Consider the following 18582-nt stretch of genomic DNA (forward strand, 5'->3'; position numbering starts at 1 on the left):
AAAGCCGGCGACAGTGACAGCCCACGACGAGGAGTGCGCAATGACAACACCCACAGAACCGATAGCGATCGCAACCAAGGTCACCGGAACCTTCGACGACGTCGTCACCCGCACGCGTGGCGCTCTCGCCGAGCAGGGCTTCGGCATCCTGACCGAGATCGACATGCAGGCAACACTCAAGGCGAAGCTGGACGAGGACATGGAAAAGTACCTGATCCTGGGTGCCTGTAACCCGCCGTTGGCCCATCGGGCAGTTTCGGTGGATCGTCAGATCGGCCTCCTGCTGCCGTGCAACGTCGTCGTCCGCGAAGATACGACTACCGAGAATTCGTTCTTCGTCGAAGCGATGAACCCTGCTCTCATGGTTCAGGTTTCCGGCGAACCCGGCCTCGAGTCCGTGGCAGCCGACGCAGCCGTCAAGTTGCGCGCGGCCGTCGACTCGCTGATCTGACACCGCAGTCGGATCAAACACTGAATCAAGCAGTGACATGCCCCCAGGGGTACCCTTGACCGCAGCACGAACACTCGAGAAGGGGCCACCATGACCGGCGACGAAGAGAGCATTGCGCTCGTATTGAACAGACTGCGTCGTGCCCACGGCCAACTTGCCGGGGTCATCTCGATGATCGAGAACGGCCGCGACTGCAAGGACGTCGTCACGCAACTCGCCGCCGTGTCCAAGGCGCTGGACCGAGCAGGGTTCAAGATCGTCGCTTCCGGGCTGCGTGAATGCCTGAGCGGTGACAGCGCGGAAGGTCAGGAACCGATGACCGAGGCCGAACTCGAGAAGCTGTTCCTGGCACTGGCCTGAAACATGAGAAGGGCCTGACCTGCAGTTAGCAGGTCAGGCCCTTTCTCGCGTGCGGAAAACTACTTCGCCAGGAAGTCGATCAGCACCTTGTTCACGGCCTCCGGACGCTCGAGGTAGCCGTAGTGCCCGGCGTCGGGAATCTCTTCGTACGACGCCGTCGCAATGCAGTCCGCCACCTCGCGGGAGAGGTAGGGCGGGATCATGCGGTCGTCGGCGAAAGCGACGGACAGGCACGGGCGCATGATCGACTTGTACGCACCCCGTCGATCGAAGGCGCGGTCCATACCGAGCTGTGCGCGAACACCCGGTGACGTTGCGCCGCCGGTGAACTCGAAGATATCCATCCAGTCGCGCGCCGAGTGATCGTCTGCCAGCGTGGCCGGCGAAAGGTTCATCACCGCGGTCACTGCGGCACGGTACTTGGCCGGCAGAGCGACGCCACTGTCGAACAACTGGCGCTCGCCCTCGGTCAGGACCTGCTGGAAATGATCCATCCGGGCGTGGCCGGCGAGGAACACTGCTTTGCGAACCAGATCGGGCCTGGCGAGCGTCAGTTCCTGCGCCACCCGGGCGCCCATCGAGGTGCCGATGACATGGGCCGGACCGCCACCGAGGTGCTCGATCAGTCCGGCGGTATCTGCGACCATGTCGGGCATCGTGATGCCGCCGAGGCTCTCGCCGGACGGTGCGATTCCGCGGTTGTCGAAGGTGCAGACTCGGTAGCCGGCGGCCACCAGCGCCGGGGTCTGGTGCAGATCCCAGACGCGGCCGGGGCTGCCGGTCCCCATGATGAGCACCACCAGATCTCCATCACCCTTGACCTGGTAATTGATGGGGATTCCGTTGATTGTGGCGACCGTCATGTCAGCCTTCCTCCTCGTACGTGTGATCAACAATTTTGGTTGGATAGCCTAAGCTGATGGGCGGTCGTGTGACCGCAACCCCAGCCCATGCTCGTCCAGGAGGACCCCCGTTGAGAGTCGCTACGCTCGGATACCAAACCTGGGGCCACCGTACCCTGCAGGCCTTGATCGACTCCGATCACGAGGTCGTGCTTGCAATCACACACCCGAAGAGCGAACACGTCTACGAACAGATGTGGGCGGACTCGGTTGCAGATCTGGCGGCCGAGAACGGTGTACCCGTTCACGTGGCGAACAAGCCTGACGACGCCTTCAAGGCCGCGCTGGCCGAAGCAGCTCCCGACATCATCGTCGCCAACAACTGGCGTACCTGGTTGCCTGCGGAGGTCTTCGACGCACCCAAGTACGGCACCCTCAACATCCACGATTCGCTGCTGCCCAAGTACACGGGATTCTCCCCGCTCATCTGGGCTCTGATCAACGGCGAAGAAGAAGTCGGGCTCACGGCGCACCTGATGGACGAGGAACTCGATGCGGGCGACATCGTGCTGCAGCGTTCGACGACGGTCGGCCCGACCGACACCGTCACCGATCTGTTCCACCGCACGATCGACATGATCGGCCCCATCACACTCGACGCCCTGGATCTGATCGCATCCGGGCGGACGGACTGGACGCCGCAGGACCGATCGCAGGCCACGTTCTTCCACAAGCGCGCACCGCAGGACAGCCACGTCGACTGGTCCTGGCCCGCCGAGGTCATCGAGCGTTTCGTCCGGGCACAGTCCGATCCGTACCCCAACGCTTTCGCCGAGTTCAAGGGCCAGCGCATCCGCATCCTGAAGGCGTCCGTCTCACGCGGGCACTACGGCGGAACCCCCGGCCGAGTGTTCATCCAGGAAGACGACGGCATGGTGATCGTCGCGGGCCCCGACGCGTGGTCGGGCAAGAACAAGGGACTGCGGATCGAGCGCGTCCGACTCGACGACGGCAGCGAGTACACCGCCGCCGAGTTCTTCCCCCACGGCGGCGGGTACCTCACCTGATCGTCTGAACGCTCTCAGTCGCGCCCCTCCCAGGCCGCCCACAGTTGTGCGTAACGCCCGCCCGCGGACACCAGTTCGCGGTGCGGGCCTTCTTCTACGATCTGTCCGTGTTCGAGCACGATCACTCGGTCGGCGCCCGCAGCCTGCGTAAGCCGGTGTGCGACAACCAGAGTGGTGCGGCCCTCCGTAGCGGCGTCGGCAGTCGCTTCCAGTTCCCGCGCTCCGGCGCTGCCCGCCTCCGCTGTTGCCTCGTCCAGTACGGCGACGGCGGGATCGGCCAACACCAGTCTCGCCAAAGCCAACTGCTGCGCCTGCGCCGCTGTCATCTCGTGCCCGCCTTCGCCGACTATGGTCAGCATTCCCTCGTCGAGAGCCTCCACCCACTCGTACGCGCCGACCGTCCGCAGTGCCGCGGCAACGTCCTCGTCCGAGGATTCGGGAGCCGCCAATCTCAGATCCTCGATCAGAGGTCCGGCAAAGACATGAACCTCCTGACTCACGATCGCGATGTGGCGTCGTAGGTCATCGAGGTCGGCAAGCGGGACACCGCCGATCGACACCCGGCCCGACGTCGGAGTGATCGAACCGGCAACGATCGCCGCGAGCGTCGTCTTTCCGGCTCCGGTCGAACCGACGAGCGCCACGCGCTCCCCCGCACGCAGTGTGAGGCTCACTCCGTGGAGAACCTCATGACCACCGTCGTAGCTGTGCCGAATGTCATCCAGACGCAGCGAACCGTCGGCCGGAACGGAACCTGCATCCGTCGAAGGCTCCGTTTCCTCGATCTCGACGACGCCGACCAGTCGCGCGAGGCTTGCGCCGGCCGACTGCACTTCGTCGAAGGTGTAGAGCAGTGAGCCGATCGGGTTGAACAGGCGATGGAACAGCAGGGCAGCAGTCGTCGTCTGGCCGACTGTCACGACGTCCTCACGGACCAGCAGGAATCCGACGACGAGAATCATGGACAGGCCCACGAATTCGGCGCGGTTACCTCGACCGGCGAACCTCGTGAACAGGCCGAACACTCCGACTGCCAGATCGCGCGCTTTTGCCGACGCCGCATCGATCTGCCCGAGGTGTTCCTTCTCGAGGCTGTACGCGCGGACCGTCTTCGCACCCTGGAGACTGCTGATCAGCGCTTGTGAACGAGCGCCCATCGCTACCCGCTCGGCAGCGTAAACGGGAGCCGATCGTGGCAGGTACCACTTGAGTGCCAGCGCGTACATCGGCAGCGCGACCATGCCGGCCAGACCGAGTCGCCAGTCGAGTCCGAGCATGGTCACCATGCTCAGAGCCACGAGCAGAACCGCCGCGATCATGCCGGGAACCACATCGGACACGGCCTTGGCGATCACCGAAACGTCGTCGCCGACTCGTGAGAGCAGATCGCCCTTGCCGACCTTCTCGACGGTCTGGATCGGCAGGCGCAGTGCCCGGTCCACGGTCCGCTCGCGCAGATCCGCCAGGATCGTCTCGCCTAGCCGCTTGATCAGATAGGCGGCCACACCGGTGAACACGCCACCCACGATTGCGGCAGCGGCGATGATCACGACCACCCCGACGATCGTCGACGTGGGCGCGTTGTCCCGGACCCGGTCGACCAGGACACCGAAGACGTAGATCGGCACCAAGGCCATCGCCGACGCCGAAGCCGCGACGATCAGGACCAGCAGGCTCTGCATCCGGTGCTCGGCCAGCGCTGCCCGCAACCACTTCCAGGTCTGGCGACCACTCGCGATCGGCAACAACTCACGCTCGGTCACCTTCTCCGCGTTCTCCCCGGCCGGCATACCGGTTGTCATGTCCGTGGCCGTCACCGCAGCACCGCTCCTCGGTAGTTCGCGTCGCCGCGAGAGAGTTCGGAATGTGTGCCCGTCGAGGCGATCACTCCGTCGTTCAACACGATCACTCGATCCGTCACGGCCAACAAGGCCGGGCTGCTGGTGATCAATACCGTCGTGTGGATGCCGCCGGCACCCTCGTGCCGCAGTTCTGCGATTCCTTCGGCGATCGACGCCTCGGTCACCGCGTCCACCGCCGTCGTCGGATCGTGCAGGACCATCACAGGTGCCTGTGCCACCAAGGCCCGAGCCAGGGCAACGCGTTGCCGCTGACCTCCCGACAAACTCGCGCCCCGATCGGTCACTTCGAGATCGAGACCGTCCGGATGTGCGTCGACGACATCCGCCGCTGCCGACGCCACCAGAGCGCTCTGGATGTCGAGACCGGCAGCATCACCGGCGCCCGCAGTCACGTTCGACGCGAGCGATCCGGAGAACAGATCGGTGATGTGCGGCTCCACCAGCACTGTGCGGCGCGCCAATCGCAAGTCCATGTCGGACAGGCTGATTCCGCCAACCCTCACCACTCCGCGATACGCGTCTTGCGCCAGCTGGCCGGACAGGACCGCGACAAGAGCGTCGGCGTCCTGCGGCTGGTAAGCCACGACGCCCAGCAGTTCCCCAGCGGGCAGATGCAGATCGATGCCCTTGAGGGACTTGTACTCGACTCCGTCGAGAGTCAGGTCGGTGCCTTCGAGCTCGGTCTGCGAACCCGCTCCCCGCAGCGGCTCCGCGTCCAAGACCAGTGCCAGTCGATCAGACGACGCCCGCGCCACTGCGAAGTATCCGGGAATGGACGCAAGCAATCCGAGCGGTTCGATGATGAACTGCGCAAGCCCCACCACGGTGATCAGTTCACCGACCGTGATCCTGCCCTGCAACGCGAAATATCCCGCGAAACCGGCAACACCGACTGCGAGCAACGCACTGATGGTCGCGGCGACGCCGGTGTAGATACCCGTTGCCTTCGCCGTGCCGATCGTGGAAGCGAGCGCCTGACGGCTGACGGTGCGGTAGCGCGCCGACGCGGTCTTCTCGCCGCCGATCCCGCGCAGCGGACGCAATCCGCTGACCAGATCCGTAGCCATCGCCGACGCTCGCGCGATCGACGCCTGCTGACCGGTGGCCCTCGACGTGATGAGCGGCGCCGCCAGTTGCAGCAGACCGAGAATCACCGGCGTTCCGATCAGAACGGCCAGTCCCAGCCAGAGGTCGATCCACACCAACGCCACCGCCGACGCCACCGCAGCGGTCAGGGCGGCGGCGGCGCGCGGAACGATGTCCGCGATCCACGACGTCTGCTCGGCGTCCGATGTCGAAACGGTCAGCAGTTCACCTGATCGCAGATCGGTGCGCACCCCACGCGGATCGAGGACACGGTGCGCCACCTCGAGCCGGAGCCGATGAGCCTCCTGCTGCATCGCAGTGACGATGAACCGTGCACCGAAACGCCACGCGGCCGTCAGAACGAGAAACAGAGCCGCGAGACCCACGATGGAGACGATCAGGGCCGTGGTGTCCGAAGTCTCGACCGCACGGTCGATGATCACACCGATGGAGATCGGCACCGCCGTCTCGGTCAGTTGGTGCAGACAGACCAGAACCGTGCCGATAGCGAGCGGGCCACGGTTACGGACGAGGACGCGTCGCAAAATCGCAGCACCGCTGTGATTGCCACTATCCGGCTCGTCCGAGTCGACGGTCACACTCGAGGGGGTCGAACTCATGGAACTCCAAGCATCGATGGAAGCGATAAAGTTGAGTACAGAGATAAGTAAGTCGACCCTAATACATGAGCAACTAGCGTCGACACGCCCAGTTCTCATAGAGTCGCGAGTAAGAACCATTGCTTGCGCCGTGCAGGCAAGCACGAGAGGAACATGATGGCTGAGAACACGACCGTCGAAACCGAGATCGCGGACGAGGACCTCGAGCCCGTAGCGGACGAAACTGCTCGTCAGGCACAGCGCGTCGTCGCTGCCTACGCGGAAGATGCCGACGAGTGCAGGATGCTGCTCTCGATGCTCGGTATCTCCCCCGCCGCCAAGCTCGACTGAATCTTTCCCTCACCGACCGAGAAGGAACCACGTGCCTGTCAGTCCGGATTCGACCAGTTCAACCCTTTCTGACAGCGCACCTGCTTCTTCGACCGGTGACGCCGTGTCCGGGCAGGCTGAGTTCGTCGTCGTAGCGAACCGCCTGCCCGTCGACCTGGAACGGCTTCCCGACGGCACCACCCGATGGAAGCGAAGCCCCGGCGGACTGGTCACCGCTCTCGAGCCGATCCTGCGCAGCAATCAGGGCGCCTGGGTGGGCTGGGCGGGCGTGGCGGACGCCGATCTCGACCCCATCGTCGAAGACGGGCTCGAGCTCTACCCCGTGCCGCTGAGCGCCGAGGAAATCAACGAGTACTACGAGGGATTCTCCAACGCCACCCTCTGGCCGCTCTATCACGACGTCATCGTCAAACCCGAATACCACCGCGAATGGTGGAACGCCTACGTCGAGGTGAACCGGCGGTTCGCCGAAGCCACTTCCAAGGCAGCGGCACAGGGCGCAACCGTCTGGATCCAGGACTACCAGCTGCAGTTGGTACCGAAGATGCTGCGGATGCTGCGCCCCGACCTCACCATCGGCTTCTTCCTGCACATTCCGTTCCCCCCGGTCGAGTTGTTCATGCAGATGCCGTGGCGCACCGAAATCGTCGAAGGCCTCCTCGGCGCCGACCTCATCGGATTCCACCTCCCAGGTGGCGCACAGAACTTCCTGTACCTGGCCAGACGCCTTGCCGGGCAGCAGACTTCACGCGGAACCGTCGGCGTCCGCTCCAAACTCGGTGTGGTGCAAGTAGGTTTCCGTAGCGTCCGCGTCGGCGCCTTCCCCATCTCCATCGATTCCGGCAAGCTCGACGAACTCTCGCGCACCAAGGCAATTCGGGACCGCGCCAAGCAGATTCGCAAGGAACTCGGAAACCCCAAGCACATCATGCTGGGCGTCGACCGCCTCGACTACACCAAGGGCATCGACGTCAGGCTCGCCGCGCTCCACGAACTTCTCATTGAGAAGCGCATCGATCCCGCCGACACGGTCATGGTGCAGCTGGCGACCCCGAGCCGCGAACGCGTCGAAAGCTACGTACAGATGCGCGGAGACATCGAGCAGAAGGTCTCCCGCATCAACGGCGAGTTCAGCGAAGTCGGCCGCCCTGTCGTCCATTACATCCATCGGCCGATCCCGCGCGACGAATTGGTCGCGTTCTTCGTCGCCGCCGATCTCATGTTGGTCACGCCACTGCGTGACGGCATGAACCTCGTCGCGAAGGAATACGTCGCCTGCCGCAGCGATCTGGGCGGTGCATTGCTGCTCAGCGAATTCACCGGTGCCGCAGCCGAACTCCGTCAGGCTTTCCTGTGCAACCCCCACGACCTCGACGACGTCAAGGATTCGATGGAGAAGGCCCTCAATCAACCGCGAGAGGACGGCCGACGCCACATGCGCGCGTTGCGTCGTCAGGTCCTGACGCACGACGTCGACCGCTGGGCTCGCTCGTTCCTCGACGCGCTCGCACACGGCGGTGCTGCAGGCCCGGCGCTGATCGCTCCTGCTGAATCCCGAGAGCCTTGAGGCCAGTACGACAAGGCTGGGGCCGCGGAGAGTAAATCTCCGCGGCCCCAGCCTGTTTCATGCCCGGATCCAGCCCTTGGTGTGTTTGATCAGAAGGGTTGGACGTTGTTCACGAGCCAACGCCCGTCCTGCTTCTCCAGACTCATCTTGACGCGACTACCACTGGCGACGGCTTCAGGTGATTCCGAAGACGTGGTGATCTGATTGAGGAACAGCATGGTTGTCGCGCTGTCCGCCTCCGCGTCGAGAACCGCAGCGCCCTGGACGACTACCTGAACGGTCAGCGACTTTTCCTTGGCTCCCGGAATGATCACCGATTCGATCAGATTGGTGAACGTGCCCTGGAAATCGCCCGTCAAACCGTCTGTGGCCGCGTGCAACTGCTGGTCGACGTTGTTGTAGTCGTACTGGAACATCGCAACCGCCTGATCGGAAGAGGCCTGTGCCACTTCGTCTCTGGTCTGATCGATCGCTGCCGTGTCACGCGTTCCGCCCGGACCGAAGTAGAGATACGCCGACACTGCTGCCAACGCGATGGCCACTGCGCTGATGACGCACAGAACGATGGCGAGCGGTGAGACGCGCTTGGGCTTGGACGTCTCTGGGATTACTTCTGGGGTCATGGCACAAACTCCACATTCGAGGCAAGCAACTGCCCGTCGACGTCGCACATGGTGATTCGGAGTCGGTAGTTGCGTTCAGCGGGCGCTTCGTCGCCGTTCTTCTGCATCGCACGCACCGCGACCAATGAAGTCCCGCAATCACCGTCGGACTTCTCGAACCCGGCCTCGAGCACCTCGCCGTCGGTCTGAACTCCGGCCTGCCCGAGAACGTTGACAAACGAATCCTTGCGTCCGTCGAACTGCGACTTGAACTCGTCGGTAGTGCCGGCGAGAAACTTGTCGAGGTCGGCGGCCGCTGTATCCGCGTGCAGCGTCGTCAGATTCAGTGCGGTGGTCCGGGCACCGGCCACGTAGCGGGCTCGGTCCTCGTCGGCGTTGGACGCCTTGTTCCGGTCGACGAGGAGAAACACCGTCAGGGCCGCAAGAGCTACAGCGATCACCGAAGCAACGGCGATCCCGACTACCAGCCCAGCCTTGGGCTTCGAACGAACAGGAGTGTCCACAGCAGTTTCTGAGGGGGTTTCGGCGGTGCCGGCCGGCTCGGCCTTGGTCGCGACCTGATCACCGCTGACGACCTTCTCCGGTGGAGTATCGGGCTTGCCCAAATCAACTGGGGCCGCCGCCTTCTGCTCGGCCGACTTCTGCTCAGCCGACTTCTGCTCAGCTGGCTTCTGTTCGGCCGACTTCTTTTCGGTGGGCACTACTACCGCGGCAGCGTCTGCATCCGCACCCGTGGGTCCGGCGCTGCGAGACGCGCGACGGCGCACCCGCTGCCCGGCCTGTGGATCTTCGTCTGTCATCAACCCTGCTGACCCTTCATGAACTGTTCGAGACTGACGTCGCCGCCGCCGAGGTTCGGTTGCGAGTACGTCCTTCCGTCCGGCCCGATGTACGTGCCTGTAATCGGATCGTACCGACGAGCCGAGACCGAAGGCGTCGACGTGTACGAGCTCGGGGTCGCGGTAATCGGTTCCGGAGGCCCGGATTGCGGGTTCGTGCCCAACGGGACGTAGCCGGAACGGCACTGTTCGACCGTCGGCGCACGACGTCCCGGATACTCCTCGCAGGGAAGGTTTCTCGCGCCTCGCACCGCGATCGGCGAATCCTGGGCAACCTGGCAGAAAAGATCCGACGGTGTCTCGATCGGTGATTCGTCCTTCGGACTGCGCCACTGCTCTGCGGGCAGGAATCCGGTAGTGCACGGCGGCGGGTCGTTGACCTCCATGTGGAAGTCCACCAGAGCGCCGTCCGCAGCCGGGCCGGAGCCTGCCACCGTGACCAGCGCTGCGGCCAGCGGCGGGTAGATGACCAGAATCTGCTCGATCGCGTTGTTGTAGATCACGCCGACCTGTCCGACGGACACGAGGTTCGCCAGAAGAATCGGCAATGTCGGCTGCATGTCTTGCAGAAGAGCATTCGCCTCCGCCGCGGCCGCCGGCCCCTTCTGGATGACGGCACGCAGATCAGGATCGCTGGCTCGGAGCTGATCGGTGAACGTCACCAGATTGCTTGTCCACGAACGGATGGCGTCGCTGCTGACCACCTGAGTGTCCAGGAGTGGACCGGCCTGCTCGATCAGGGTCTTGGTCGCGTCGGAGTTGTTGTTCGCCTCCTCGACGAACAGCCGAGCCGAGTCGATCAGCTTCTGCAGATCCGGGCCGGCACCGTTGAACGCCTTGAAGGATTCGTCGATGACGGTCTTGAGCTTGGTGTCGGAAATGCTCTGCAGCAACAGATCTGCCTGATCGAGCATCGCGCCGACATCCTGCGGGATGCTGGTTCGGTCTTCGGGAATCACCGATCCGTTTTCCAGATGCCCGTCGACCACGATCGCTCCGGAGCTGTCGGTGTGCGGAATCAGATCGACGAACTGCTCGCCGATCGCCGACACACTCTTGACCGCGGCGTCGACGTCCGACGGAACCTTGACGCCACTCTCGAGAGACAGTCGCGCATTCACACCCGTCTCCGAGAGCTCCACCGCGTTCACGACACCGATGGTCTGACCGCGGTAGGTGACGTTCGAGTTCTTGTACAGCCCACCGGTCGCGGGCAATTCGACGGTGACGTCGTATCGGCCGATACCGACCATCGCCGGAACACGCACGTACTGAGTGGCCATCACGATCAAACCGACGACCGTCAAGACGGCGAAGATGATCAGCTGGATGCGGACGAACTTTGTGAGCATCATGGTGCCGGTGCCCCCTGGGGAAGTCCTGGAATGTTGATCGGCGGAAGTCCCGGAATCTGAATGGTATTCGGATCCGCTGACTTGTCCTCTCCTGCGGGAGCCTGTCCGGCAGGAGCCTGGGCGGGCGGTGCGGCAGGCTTGAGCGGATCACTCAACGGGTTGCCTGTCTGCCCGGCGAGCCCGGCCTGCTTGCCCAACACACCTTCCGGCCCCGAGAGCGTTCCGGCCAACGGAGTTCCGGTGAGGAAGTTCGCATCTAGTCGGGGCAGCGAGATGTCGATGGTCATCGCCAAGTTGGCGTAGTCGCCGCGGATGACGTTGTCGATTCCGTTCTGTGGGAACGGGAACGTCAGGAGAACGCCGAGAACCTGGGTGAGAGCGTTACCGGAATCAGCCAACGCCTTCAGGGTCGGTGACAGCGCACGAACATTGGTCGCGAAATCGTCACCACTCTCCTGGATGACACGGCTCGCCACCTCGCTGAGACCTCCGAGCGAGGTCAACGCGTTGGTGATGTCCTGACGCTGAGCGACAAGAACCTCGAGTGCCGGCGGAATACCTTCGAGCGCTTTGTTCAAGGTGTCGTGCTGTGCCTGGACCGTCGAGGACAGGCGATCGAGTCCTTCCATCGCCGAAACGATGTCGCCTCGTTGCTTGTCCAGACTGCCGACCAACTGATCGAGCTGAGGTAGGAGGTCGCGAACGGAGTCTTCACGCCCACCGAGAGCGGCGTTGAGTTCCTTCGTGATGTCTTGAACCTGCGCGAGACCGCCGCCGTTGAGAACAACCGACAGAGACGACAGCGTCTGTTCCGTCGTCGGGTAGGCGCCCGCCCGCTCGATCGGAATCAGGTCACCGGCTTCGAGTCTGCCCTCGGGCTCTTCTCCGACCGGCGGCGCCAACTCGATGTGCTGAGAGCCGAGCAAGCTGGTCTGGCCGATTTTTGCCGTCGCGTTGGCAGGTAGCTGAACGTCAGGATTCAGCGACACCGTCACCAGAGCGTGCCAGCCCTGTACCTCGATGTTCGAAACGCTTCCCACTGCCACGTCGTCCACCCGGACGGGCGAATTCTGCGACAGCGTAGTCACGTTCGGCATCTCGATCTGGACCTCGTACGCGCCTTCGCCCCGGCCCTGAGTGCCTGGCATCGGCACGGAGTTGAGCCCGTTCCATTCACAGCCGCTGGCGCCGAGAGCCACTGCCGTGGCCAACACGGCAACCGTGGTCTTGCGAGCTACCCGCATCAGTTCCCTCCGCCCATGTTGAAGAGTTCGGCGAGATCCTTGGGAACACTCGTCATAGGAGCACCTGACATCGGTCCTGCGACGGTTTGCGGCTGATTCTGACTTGCCGCTTCCAATCCCGGTTCGGTGTAGACGATCTGATCCGGGAAAGCCTGCACGCCCGCGACCGGGTTGAACAGGAATCCGGGGTAGTTGCCGATCATGGTGCTGAGCACCGGTCCGAGGTACTGCTTGCACAGATCGGCACTGTTCTGGGAGTTACCACTGTCGATGCCTTCGATGGAACCACAGATCCACTGGATCGGATTCTTGAAGTTACTCAGCGCAATTGCGCCGGTCATGCTGCCCTGAGCGGGCTTGTAGATCTGGTAGAAGTTGGCGAGCGACGTCGGTCCGGAGTGCAGAACCTGCTCGATCTCCGGGCGCTTGTCCGTCAGCACCTGGGTGGCATCGGCCAGACGCGCGACCGATTCGCTCAGTCCCTCGCTGTTGTCCTTGACGAACCGCTGAACGTCGCCCACCGCCAGGTCGAGATCGCTGAGGGCAGTACCCAACTCGTCGGAACTGCTTGCGAGAACGCTTGTCACCGAAGCGAGGTGACCACTGAACTGCACGATCTGCTCGTTGCTCGAGGACAATGCGGTGACGAACGCCTGCAGGTTCCGAATGGTGGAGAACAAATCGGTCCGGCCTTCGGACAGCGTGTGCATCGTGGCCGAGAGTTCGCGCAGCGTCGACCGAATGGACTCACCGTTGCCGTCGAGGTTCGTTCCCACAGTGTCGATGAATCGGCCGAGGGAACCTTGATCGTCCAGACCTTCCGGTCCGAGGGCGTCCGACAGTTTGGTCAGTTCGGTCTTGATCTCGTCCCACTCCACCGGAACAGCCGTGCGCTCGATCGGGATCTCGCCGCCGTTGGGCATCTGTTCCCCGCCGGAATACACCGGAGTCAACTGCACGAAGCGTGCGGACACGAGGCTTTGAGCAACGATGAGCGCCTTGGCATCTGCCGGAACGTCGACGCTCGAGTCGATCTTCATCTCGACGTAGGTGTCTCGATCACGCGGTTCGATCTTGGTCACCTTGCCGACGTTGACACCGAGCACTCGCACGACGTCGCCCTCGTACAGACCGGTGGTCGAGACGAAGTGCGCGGAGATCTTGGTCTTGCCCAGGCCTGGGACGAAGAGGTATGCCGCGCCGGCGACGAGCAGCGCGACCAGCACACCCGCTCCGATCAGCACCCACTTCTTGCGTGGGTTGGTGGAGCCCTGTGGATCCTGTGAAGTCATGGTCTCGGTCATTCTCCCGGCCCCCTGATCGTCGGTGGAATGCCGGGGAAGAAGTCTTCCAGGTCGCCCGGAACCTGCTCGGGCGCGACGCTGGTGTCCACCAGGGTCTTCCACCAGTTACTCGGCAGAATGTTGATGATGAAGGCATCGAAGAACGGGCCGCTGGCCACGGTCTCACCGAGCGCGGTGATGTACGGTCCGAGGCCGTCGAGCGCCCCGGCGATGTTGTCCTTGTTCTGCTGAAGAACCTCGGCGACGGAATTCAGTTTCTCGAGGGTCGGCCCCATCTGGGCCTCGTTCTCCTGTACCAGCGCTGACAGTTGGCGTGAGACTGCGCCGGTGTTGACGATCAGTTCGCTGATCGCGTCACGCCGCAAGCTCAGTTCGGCAAACAACTTGTTGCCGTCGACCAGCAACGAATCGATCTGACCGCTTCTGTCAGAGAGGATCTTGGTGACATCTTCGGCCCGCGAGAGCAATTGGAGCAGGCTCTCGTCGCGCGAGTTGATGCTCTGCGAGAGCCTCGTCATTCCGTCCAGCGCGGTGCGAAGTTCTGGCGGAGTATCGGCCAGCGTGTCCGAGATCGCGTTGAGCGAATCGTTGATCTGATCCGTGTCCAGCTCGGACACCGTGGTCCCGAGGTCGCCGAGTGCGTCGTTGAGCGAGTACGGCGAGTTGGTGCGTTCGACCGGAATCGGCGTGTCCGTCCGCAACAGTCCGGATCCTTCCGGCCGTACCGCCAACGACTTTCGGCCGAGAACCGTGTTGGTCTTGATGTCGGCCGCGGTCTGCTCGCCGAGGGCGACACCGTCCTGAACGGTGAAGGTGACCAGCACCTTCTGGTCGTCGAGTTCGACGTCACTGACCTTGCCGACCTTCACTCCGGCCATGGTCACGTCGTCGCCGGTGACCAGGCCGCCGGCATCTTGGAAGTACGCCGAGTAGCGAATGCCGCCGTTGATGAACTGGAGCTGATCGTATTGCAATGCGGCACCCACGGTTGCCACCGCCAGGACAAGACCGATGACACCGATCTGTACCGGATTGCGTTCACGGGTAGGGGTCATGAGACTTTTGCGCACCTTCCCGTGTCCTGCACTGCCGTGGGCAAGATGATCGTCGTTCCGTCAGGTCCGGAGAACTTGAAAGTGTTGGCGCACAGATAGAACTGGAAGAACGCTCCGTACGTGCCCACTCGGATCAACTTCCGGTAGTCGGACGGCAGACGATCGAGAGCGGTGTTGATGTCGTCCTTGCCCAGGTCCAGCTGCGTCATCGTTCGGTTGGTCTCCCCGATCAGCGTCTGGATGTCCGGACGTGTCGCCTGCAGCAGCGAAGCGAGATCCCCCGTGGCACCGGCGATCTCGGTGATCGAGTTACCGATCGGGCCACTGTCCTTCGCCAATCCACTGACCAACTGCTGGAGCTGATCGATCGTGGTGGAGAACTGATCGCCCTTGTCGTTGATGGTGCCGAGTACGTCGTTGAGGTTGGTGATGACGTCCCCGATCAACTGGTCTCGGTCCGCCAACGTACTGGTGAACGAACTGGTGTTACCCAGCAACGAAACCAGCGTTCCGCCCTGGCCTTGCAGGACCTGCAGCAGCGCCCCGGAGAGGTCGTTGACCTGCTGAGGGTCTAGCGAGCGCAGGAGCGGCTTGAATCCGCCGAGCAGAAGATCCAGATCGAGCGCGGGTGACGTCTGGTCGACTGGAATCGATCCACCCGACGGCAGCGTCTCGGTGGACCCGGCGCCCTCGAGCAGTTCCATGTAGCGATCGCCCACCAGGTTCTCGTAGCGCACAGTCGCTTTGGTGCTCTTCATCAGCGAGTACTTGGTGTCGACGTCGAATTCGACCTCGGCCTGGTTGGAGTCACCGATGGACACTCCGGTCACCGACCCGACCGGAACACCGGCGATACGCACCTTGTCGCCGGACTTGAGTCCCGAGACGTCCGAGAAGGTCGCGTGAAATCCGTTGCTGCTGCTGAAGCGCACCTGACTGAAAACGATCGCCAGTCCGGCGAAGATGACCGCCATGACGACGGTGAAAATCAGCAGCTTGACCGTGGTCGGTCTCATCACTTCCCGTCTTCCTGCTCGTAGGAGTCACCGAAGAGGTACTGGAAAATGGTCGGCACGGTGACGCGCAGTTCGGTGTTGGGAACGAAAGGCACGTTGCCGGTGTTGGTGACTGCGAACGGTGCATGCCCGTCGACCTTCGGATCGAATTCGGGCAGACCATAACAATTGGGTCCGCCGGAGGCCGCGACCTTGGGGAGAGATTGTGGGTTCTGGTACGCCTCGGCGCCGTACATGAAGCTCGCACTCAGCATCAGCGCCGCTTTGTCCCCGGTGCCTGCCAGTGGCTCGAACTTGATCCGGCCGTCGTTCAACCCGACGATGAAGCACGTCAGACCAGACGAGTACTTGTCGAGCAGGGTCGTTGTCGCGGTCAGAGTGTCGAGGGCGGTGGTCAGGTTCTGCTCGTTGTCGGTCAACAACGCGTTGCCCGTGTCCGCGAGGCCGGTGACGTTGAGCAACAGCAAGTCGAGGTTTGCCTGCTCGGCCACGATCGATCCGCTTGTCGCGGTGGCATTGTCGAGGATGCGCATCAGATCCGGTGCCACGTCGGCGTAGAGATTGGTGACATCGGCGGCACCGACCAAGTCTTCCTGGAGCTGCGGCAGAACCGGATTCATCTTCTTCAGATAGGTGTCACCGAGCTCGAGAACCTCACCGAGCGACTCGCCGCGCCCGTTCAAAGCGGTGGAGATCGCGCCGAGTGTGGCGTTGAGCTTTTCCGGTTCGATCTTCGCGAGTACGTCCGAAAGATGTTCGAAGACACTGTTGAACTCGACGGTGACGCTGTCCGAGGCGATGACAGCACCCTCCTGGATCGGCTGGGTCGAGGGATCGTCGGGAATCACGATGTTGACGTACTTCGCACCGAACACCGTGGTGGTCTTGATTTCCACCCGGGCGTTCGACGGAATCTTCGACATCTGGCCGGGATCCATCGCCAACTTCAGGTTTGCCTGGTCTCCGACGAGGGAGATCGATTCGACACGGCCGACCTGCACTCCGCGCAGCTTCACCTTGGCATTCGGTTCCATGACCAGGCCGGCACGCGTGGACGTCACGGTGATGGGTGTGCTCTTGGTGAACCCACCCGAGAACATGGTCAGGGCAACGGCGACGATCGCCACGAGTCCGAGGACGAGGCCGGCTGCGGCCAACTTCTTGTGCCATCTGGGTACGGTCATCGCTTGCCCGCCTATCCCGACAGGTTGAAGTTGCCGGACCCGCCGTAGATGGCGAGTGAGATGAGCAGGGTGACCGTGACGACCGCGATCAGCGAGGCGCGCACTGCGTTACCCACCGCGACGCCGACACCCACCGGGCCACCGGTTGCGTTGAAGCCGTAGTAGGTGTGGATGAGCATGACGGCCAGCGCCATGACTATCGCCTGGGCGAACGACCACAGTATGTCCGTGGGTATCAGGAAGGTCGTGAAGTAGTGGTCGTAGACGCCGCCGGACTGGTTGTAGAGGAACACCGTCGCAAAGCGGCTGGCGACGAAGGATGCGATCACCGCCAGTGAGTACAGCGGGATGATCGCGATCATGCCGGCCATGACGCGGGTGCTGACCAGATACGGAATCGACGGGATCGCCATCGTCTCGAGGGCGTCGATCTCTTCCGAGACGCGCATCGCACCGAGCTGCGCGGTGGAGCCGGCGCCGATGGTCGCGGCGAGACCGATTCCGGCGATGACCGGCGCTGCGATGCGAACGTTGATGAAGGCGGCGAAGAAGCCCGTCAGCGCTTCGACACCGATGTTGCCCAGCGAGCTGTAGCCCTGAACGGCGATGGTGCCACCGGTGAACAGTGTCAGGAATCCGACGATCACGACTGTGCCACCGATGACGGCGAGCGCACCGGTGCCCATGCTGATCTCGGCGATCAGTCGCAGAGTTTCACGTGGATAGCGCATCAGCGCCTTGGGAGCGTGACCGAGAGCCTTCGCGAAGAACAGCGCTTGATCACCGATGCTGTCGATACTGCGAGAGATCGAGCCGATCTGTCGACGTGTGCGCGGGAAGCGTCCCGCTGCGGCCAACGCCATCAGATCTCCTCCCGTTCGTCGTTTGTCGTTCTGTCCACTTCGATCTCTCCGACTGCCGTGTGCCTCATCCGGCCGTCAACTTGATACCGATGGTCGTGATGAGCACGTTGACGACGAAGAGCGCCATGAACGCGAACACGACGGTCTGGTTGACCGCGTCGCCGACGCTCTTGGCGCCGCCTTTGACGTTGAGTCCGAGGTAGGCCGCAACCAGGCCGGCGATCATGCCGAACAGTCCTGCTTTGACCATGGAGAGCATGAGCTCACCGAATCCGGTGAGCAGTGTGATGCCGTTGACGAAGGCGCCGGGGTTCACGTCCTGGATGAACACGGAGAAGACGAAACCGCCGAGGATGCCGATGGTGCAGACCAGTCCGTTGAGGAGCAGCGCCACTCCCGTCGACGCGAGTACCCGGGGAACGACCAACCGGTGGATGGGATTGATACCGAGCACCTTCATGGCGTCGATCTCTTCGCGGATGGTTCGGGCCGAGAGGTCTGCGCAGATGGCGGTTGCGCCGGCGCCGGCGACGATCAGCACGGTGACGATGGGGCCGACCTGCGTGACGGTGCCGAGAGCAGCTCCGGCACCACTGAGGTCGGCTGCACCGATCTCGCGCAAGAGAATGTTGATGGTGAAGCTGACAAGCACCGTGAACGGGATCGCGACCAGCACCGTCGGAACCATCGACACTCGGGCCACGAACCAGGCCTGATCGATGAACTCTTGACGCTGGAAGGGGCGGGAGAAGACTGCCCGCAGGGTTTGGGCGGACATCTGAAAGAAGCCACCGACCGCTCGTAATGGCACCTCGACGAGGTCTACCATTCGCCCTCCTCGTCCTTGGTTGCCGCAGTACTGTCTGTTCTCATAGTCCAGCCCCCGACAGCTTGTGACTCAGGTCATATTAACT

The 18582-nt window shown here is 63.0% G+C and carries 18 protein-coding genes; 5 read left to right on the forward strand and 13 right to left on the reverse strand.

The features are described from left to right. Nucleotides 1–40 precede the first annotated feature (40 nt). Both ABWI03_RS11975 and ABWI03_RS11980 read left to right on the forward strand, forming a co-directional pair. The gene (locus ABWI03_RS11975) at nucleotides 41–451 is read left to right on the forward strand and encodes a DUF302 domain-containing protein (protein ID WP_003945447.1); all 411 of its coding nucleotides are present in this window, start codon (nucleotides 41–43) and stop codon (nucleotides 449–451) included. 90 nt (nucleotides 452–541) lie between these two features. Further along, complete coding sequence (locus ABWI03_RS11980) at nucleotides 542–811, forward strand: metal-sensitive transcriptional regulator (RefSeq protein ID WP_007734349.1); 270 nt, start codon at nucleotides 542–544, stop codon at nucleotides 809–811. 59 nt (nucleotides 812–870) lie between these two features. On the opposite strand, the gene ABWI03_RS11985 is transcribed toward ABWI03_RS11980, so the two are convergent. Further along, entirely contained in the window at nucleotides 871–1674 is an 804-nt protein-coding gene (locus ABWI03_RS11985) for an alpha/beta fold hydrolase (protein ID WP_003945829.1), read from the reverse strand. 110 nt (nucleotides 1675–1784) lie between these two features. Here ABWI03_RS11985 and ABWI03_RS11990 point away from each other — a divergent pair, with 110 nt between their 5' ends. Beyond that, on the forward strand, nucleotides 1785–2720 hold the full coding sequence (locus tag ABWI03_RS11990) for a methionyl-tRNA formyltransferase (protein ID WP_007734348.1): 936 nt from the start codon (nucleotides 1785–1787) through the stop codon (nucleotides 2718–2720). A 14-nt stretch (nucleotides 2721–2734) separates the two neighbouring features. On the opposite strand, the gene ABWI03_RS11995 is transcribed toward ABWI03_RS11990, so the two are convergent. Together ABWI03_RS11995 and ABWI03_RS12000 are read right to left on the reverse strand one after the other, a co-directional pair. Next, the gene (locus ABWI03_RS11995; RefSeq protein WP_435054139.1) at nucleotides 2735–4522 is read right to left on the reverse strand and encodes an ABC transporter ATP-binding protein; all 1788 of its coding nucleotides are present in this window, start codon (nucleotides 4520–4522) and stop codon (nucleotides 2735–2737) included. 11 nt (nucleotides 4523–4533) lie between these two features. Continuing rightward, a complete protein-coding gene (locus ABWI03_RS12000; RefSeq protein ID WP_095971465.1) occupies nucleotides 4534–6288 on the reverse strand; it encodes an ABC transporter ATP-binding protein in 1755 nt (584 codons plus the stop codon). 156 nt (nucleotides 6289–6444) lie between these two features. Between ABWI03_RS12000 and ABWI03_RS12005 the strand changes: the two genes are divergently transcribed. After that, on the forward strand, nucleotides 6445–6618 hold the full coding sequence (locus tag ABWI03_RS12005) for a hypothetical protein (protein WP_164490548.1): 174 nt from the start codon (nucleotides 6445–6447) through the stop codon (nucleotides 6616–6618). Nucleotides 6619–6721: 103 nt separating this feature from the next. Beyond that, nucleotides 6722–8185, forward strand: a complete 1464-nt coding sequence (locus tag ABWI03_RS12010) for an alpha,alpha-trehalose-phosphate synthase (UDP-forming) (RefSeq protein WP_298779280.1) — start codon at nucleotides 6722–6724, stop codon at nucleotides 8183–8185. A gap of 89 nt (nucleotides 8186–8274) precedes the next feature. Here the strand turns inward: ABWI03_RS12010 and ABWI03_RS12015 are convergent, their stop codons facing one another. The 10 genes from ABWI03_RS12015 to ABWI03_RS12060 all read right to left on the reverse strand — a co-directional run bounded on the left by ABWI03_RS12015 (nucleotide 8275) and on the right by ABWI03_RS12060 (nucleotide 18497). Further along, nucleotides 8275–8808 carry a twin-arginine translocation pathway signal gene (locus ABWI03_RS12015; protein ID WP_095973520.1) on the reverse strand — a complete coding sequence of 178 codons (534 nt, stop codon included), beginning with the start codon at nucleotides 8806–8808 and terminating at the stop codon, nucleotides 8275–8277. Then, nucleotides 8805–9608, reverse strand: a complete 804-nt coding sequence (locus tag ABWI03_RS12020; protein ID WP_296555876.1) for an Rv1363c family protein — start codon at nucleotides 9606–9608, stop codon at nucleotides 8805–8807. The genes ABWI03_RS12015 and ABWI03_RS12020 overlap by 4 nt, the downstream gene beginning before the upstream one ends. Next, complete coding sequence (locus tag ABWI03_RS12025; RefSeq protein WP_095973522.1) at nucleotides 9608–11002, reverse strand: MCE family protein; 1395 nt, start codon at nucleotides 11000–11002, stop codon at nucleotides 9608–9610. The genes ABWI03_RS12020 and ABWI03_RS12025 overlap by 1 nt, the downstream gene beginning before the upstream one ends. Beyond that, a complete protein-coding gene (locus ABWI03_RS12030; protein WP_095973523.1) occupies nucleotides 10999–12246 on the reverse strand; it encodes an MCE family protein in 1248 nt (415 codons plus the stop codon). The genes ABWI03_RS12025 and ABWI03_RS12030 overlap by 4 nt, the downstream gene beginning before the upstream one ends. Further along, on the reverse strand, nucleotides 12246–13550 hold the full coding sequence (locus ABWI03_RS12035) for an MCE family protein (protein ID WP_095973524.1): 1305 nt from the start codon (nucleotides 13548–13550) through the stop codon (nucleotides 12246–12248). Before ABWI03_RS12035 ends, ABWI03_RS12030 begins: the two co-directional genes overlap by 1 nt. After that, on the reverse strand, nucleotides 13547–14605 hold the full coding sequence (locus ABWI03_RS12040; protein WP_020906317.1) for an MCE family protein: 1059 nt from the start codon (nucleotides 14603–14605) through the stop codon (nucleotides 13547–13549). The genes ABWI03_RS12035 and ABWI03_RS12040 overlap by 4 nt, the downstream gene beginning before the upstream one ends. After that, nucleotides 14602–15621 (reverse strand): MCE family protein, encoded by a 1020-nt coding sequence (locus ABWI03_RS12045; RefSeq protein WP_007734337.1) that lies wholly within the window; start codon nucleotides 15619–15621, stop codon nucleotides 14602–14604. Before ABWI03_RS12045 ends, ABWI03_RS12040 begins: the two co-directional genes overlap by 4 nt. Continuing rightward, nucleotides 15621–16805, reverse strand: coding sequence for an MCE family protein (locus ABWI03_RS12050; RefSeq protein ID WP_003945815.1), 1185 nt, complete (start codon nucleotides 16803–16805; stop codon nucleotides 15621–15623). Before ABWI03_RS12050 ends, ABWI03_RS12045 begins: the two co-directional genes overlap by 1 nt. Before the next feature lie 11 nt (nucleotides 16806–16816). After that, nucleotides 16817–17668 (reverse strand): MlaE family ABC transporter permease, encoded by an 852-nt coding sequence (locus ABWI03_RS12055; RefSeq protein ID WP_003945759.1) that lies wholly within the window; start codon nucleotides 17666–17668, stop codon nucleotides 16817–16819. Nucleotides 17669–17732: 64 nt separating this feature from the next. Then, nucleotides 17733–18497 (reverse strand): MlaE family ABC transporter permease, encoded by a 765-nt coding sequence (locus ABWI03_RS12060; RefSeq protein ID WP_003945687.1) that lies wholly within the window; start codon nucleotides 18495–18497, stop codon nucleotides 17733–17735. Nucleotides 18498–18582 lie beyond the last annotated feature (85 nt).

Source organism: Rhodococcus baikonurensis (genome assembly GCF_040489275.1).
Classification (GTDB): domain Bacteria; phylum Actinomycetota; class Actinomycetes; order Mycobacteriales; family Mycobacteriaceae; genus Rhodococcus_F; species Rhodococcus_F baikonurensis.

What these genes read in the sequence shown, in the direction of transcription:
- ABWI03_RS11995 (WP_435054139.1), bottom strand. Translation starts at nt 4,522, where the DNA reads ATGACAACCGGTATGCCGGCCGGGGAGAACGCGGAGAAGGTGACCGAG.
- ABWI03_RS11980 (WP_007734349.1), top strand. Translation starts at nt 542, where the DNA reads ATGACCGGCGACGAAGAGAGCATTGCGCTCGTATTGAACAGACTGCGT.
- ABWI03_RS12050 (WP_003945815.1), bottom strand. Translation starts at nt 16,805, where the DNA reads ATGACCGTACCCAGATGGCACAAGAAGTTGGCCGCAGCCGGCCTCGTC.
- ABWI03_RS12045 (WP_007734337.1), bottom strand. Translation starts at nt 15,621, where the DNA reads ATGAGACCGACCACGGTCAAGCTGCTGATTTTCACCGTCGTCATGGCG.
- ABWI03_RS12015 (WP_095973520.1), bottom strand. Translation starts at nt 8,808, where the DNA reads ATGACCCCAGAAGTAATCCCAGAGACGTCCAAGCCCAAGCGCGTCTCA.
- ABWI03_RS12040 (WP_020906317.1), bottom strand. Translation starts at nt 14,605, where the DNA reads ATGACCCCTACCCGTGAACGCAATCCGGTACAGATCGGTGTCATCGGT.
- ABWI03_RS12030 (WP_095973523.1), bottom strand. Translation starts at nt 12,246, where the DNA reads ATGCGGGTAGCTCGCAAGACCACGGTTGCCGTGTTGGCCACGGCAGTG.
- ABWI03_RS12000 (WP_095971465.1), bottom strand. Translation starts at nt 6,288, where the DNA reads ATGAGTTCGACCCCCTCGAGTGTGACCGTCGACTCGGACGAGCCGGAT.
- ABWI03_RS11985 (WP_003945829.1), bottom strand. Translation starts at nt 1,674, where the DNA reads ATGACGGTCGCCACAATCAACGGAATCCCCATCAATTACCAGGTCAAG.
- ABWI03_RS12025 (WP_095973522.1), bottom strand. Translation starts at nt 11,002, where the DNA reads ATGATGCTCACAAAGTTCGTCCGCATCCAGCTGATCATCTTCGCCGTC.
- ABWI03_RS12020 (WP_296555876.1), bottom strand. Translation starts at nt 9,608, where the DNA reads ATGACAGACGAAGATCCACAGGCCGGGCAGCGGGTGCGCCGTCGCGCG.
- ABWI03_RS12060 (WP_003945687.1), bottom strand. Translation starts at nt 18,497, where the DNA reads ATGGTAGACCTCGTCGAGGTGCCATTACGAGCGGTCGGTGGCTTCTTT.
- ABWI03_RS12005 (WP_164490548.1), top strand. Translation starts at nt 6,445, where the DNA reads ATGGCTGAGAACACGACCGTCGAAACCGAGATCGCGGACGAGGACCTC.
- ABWI03_RS12055 (WP_003945759.1), bottom strand. Translation starts at nt 17,668, where the DNA reads ATGGCGTTGGCCGCAGCGGGACGCTTCCCGCGCACACGTCGACAGATC.
- ABWI03_RS12035 (WP_095973524.1), bottom strand. Translation starts at nt 13,550, where the DNA reads ATGACCGAGACCATGACTTCACAGGATCCACAGGGCTCCACCAACCCA.
- ABWI03_RS11975 (WP_003945447.1), top strand. Translation starts at nt 41, where the DNA reads ATGACAACACCCACAGAACCGATAGCGATCGCAACCAAGGTCACCGGA.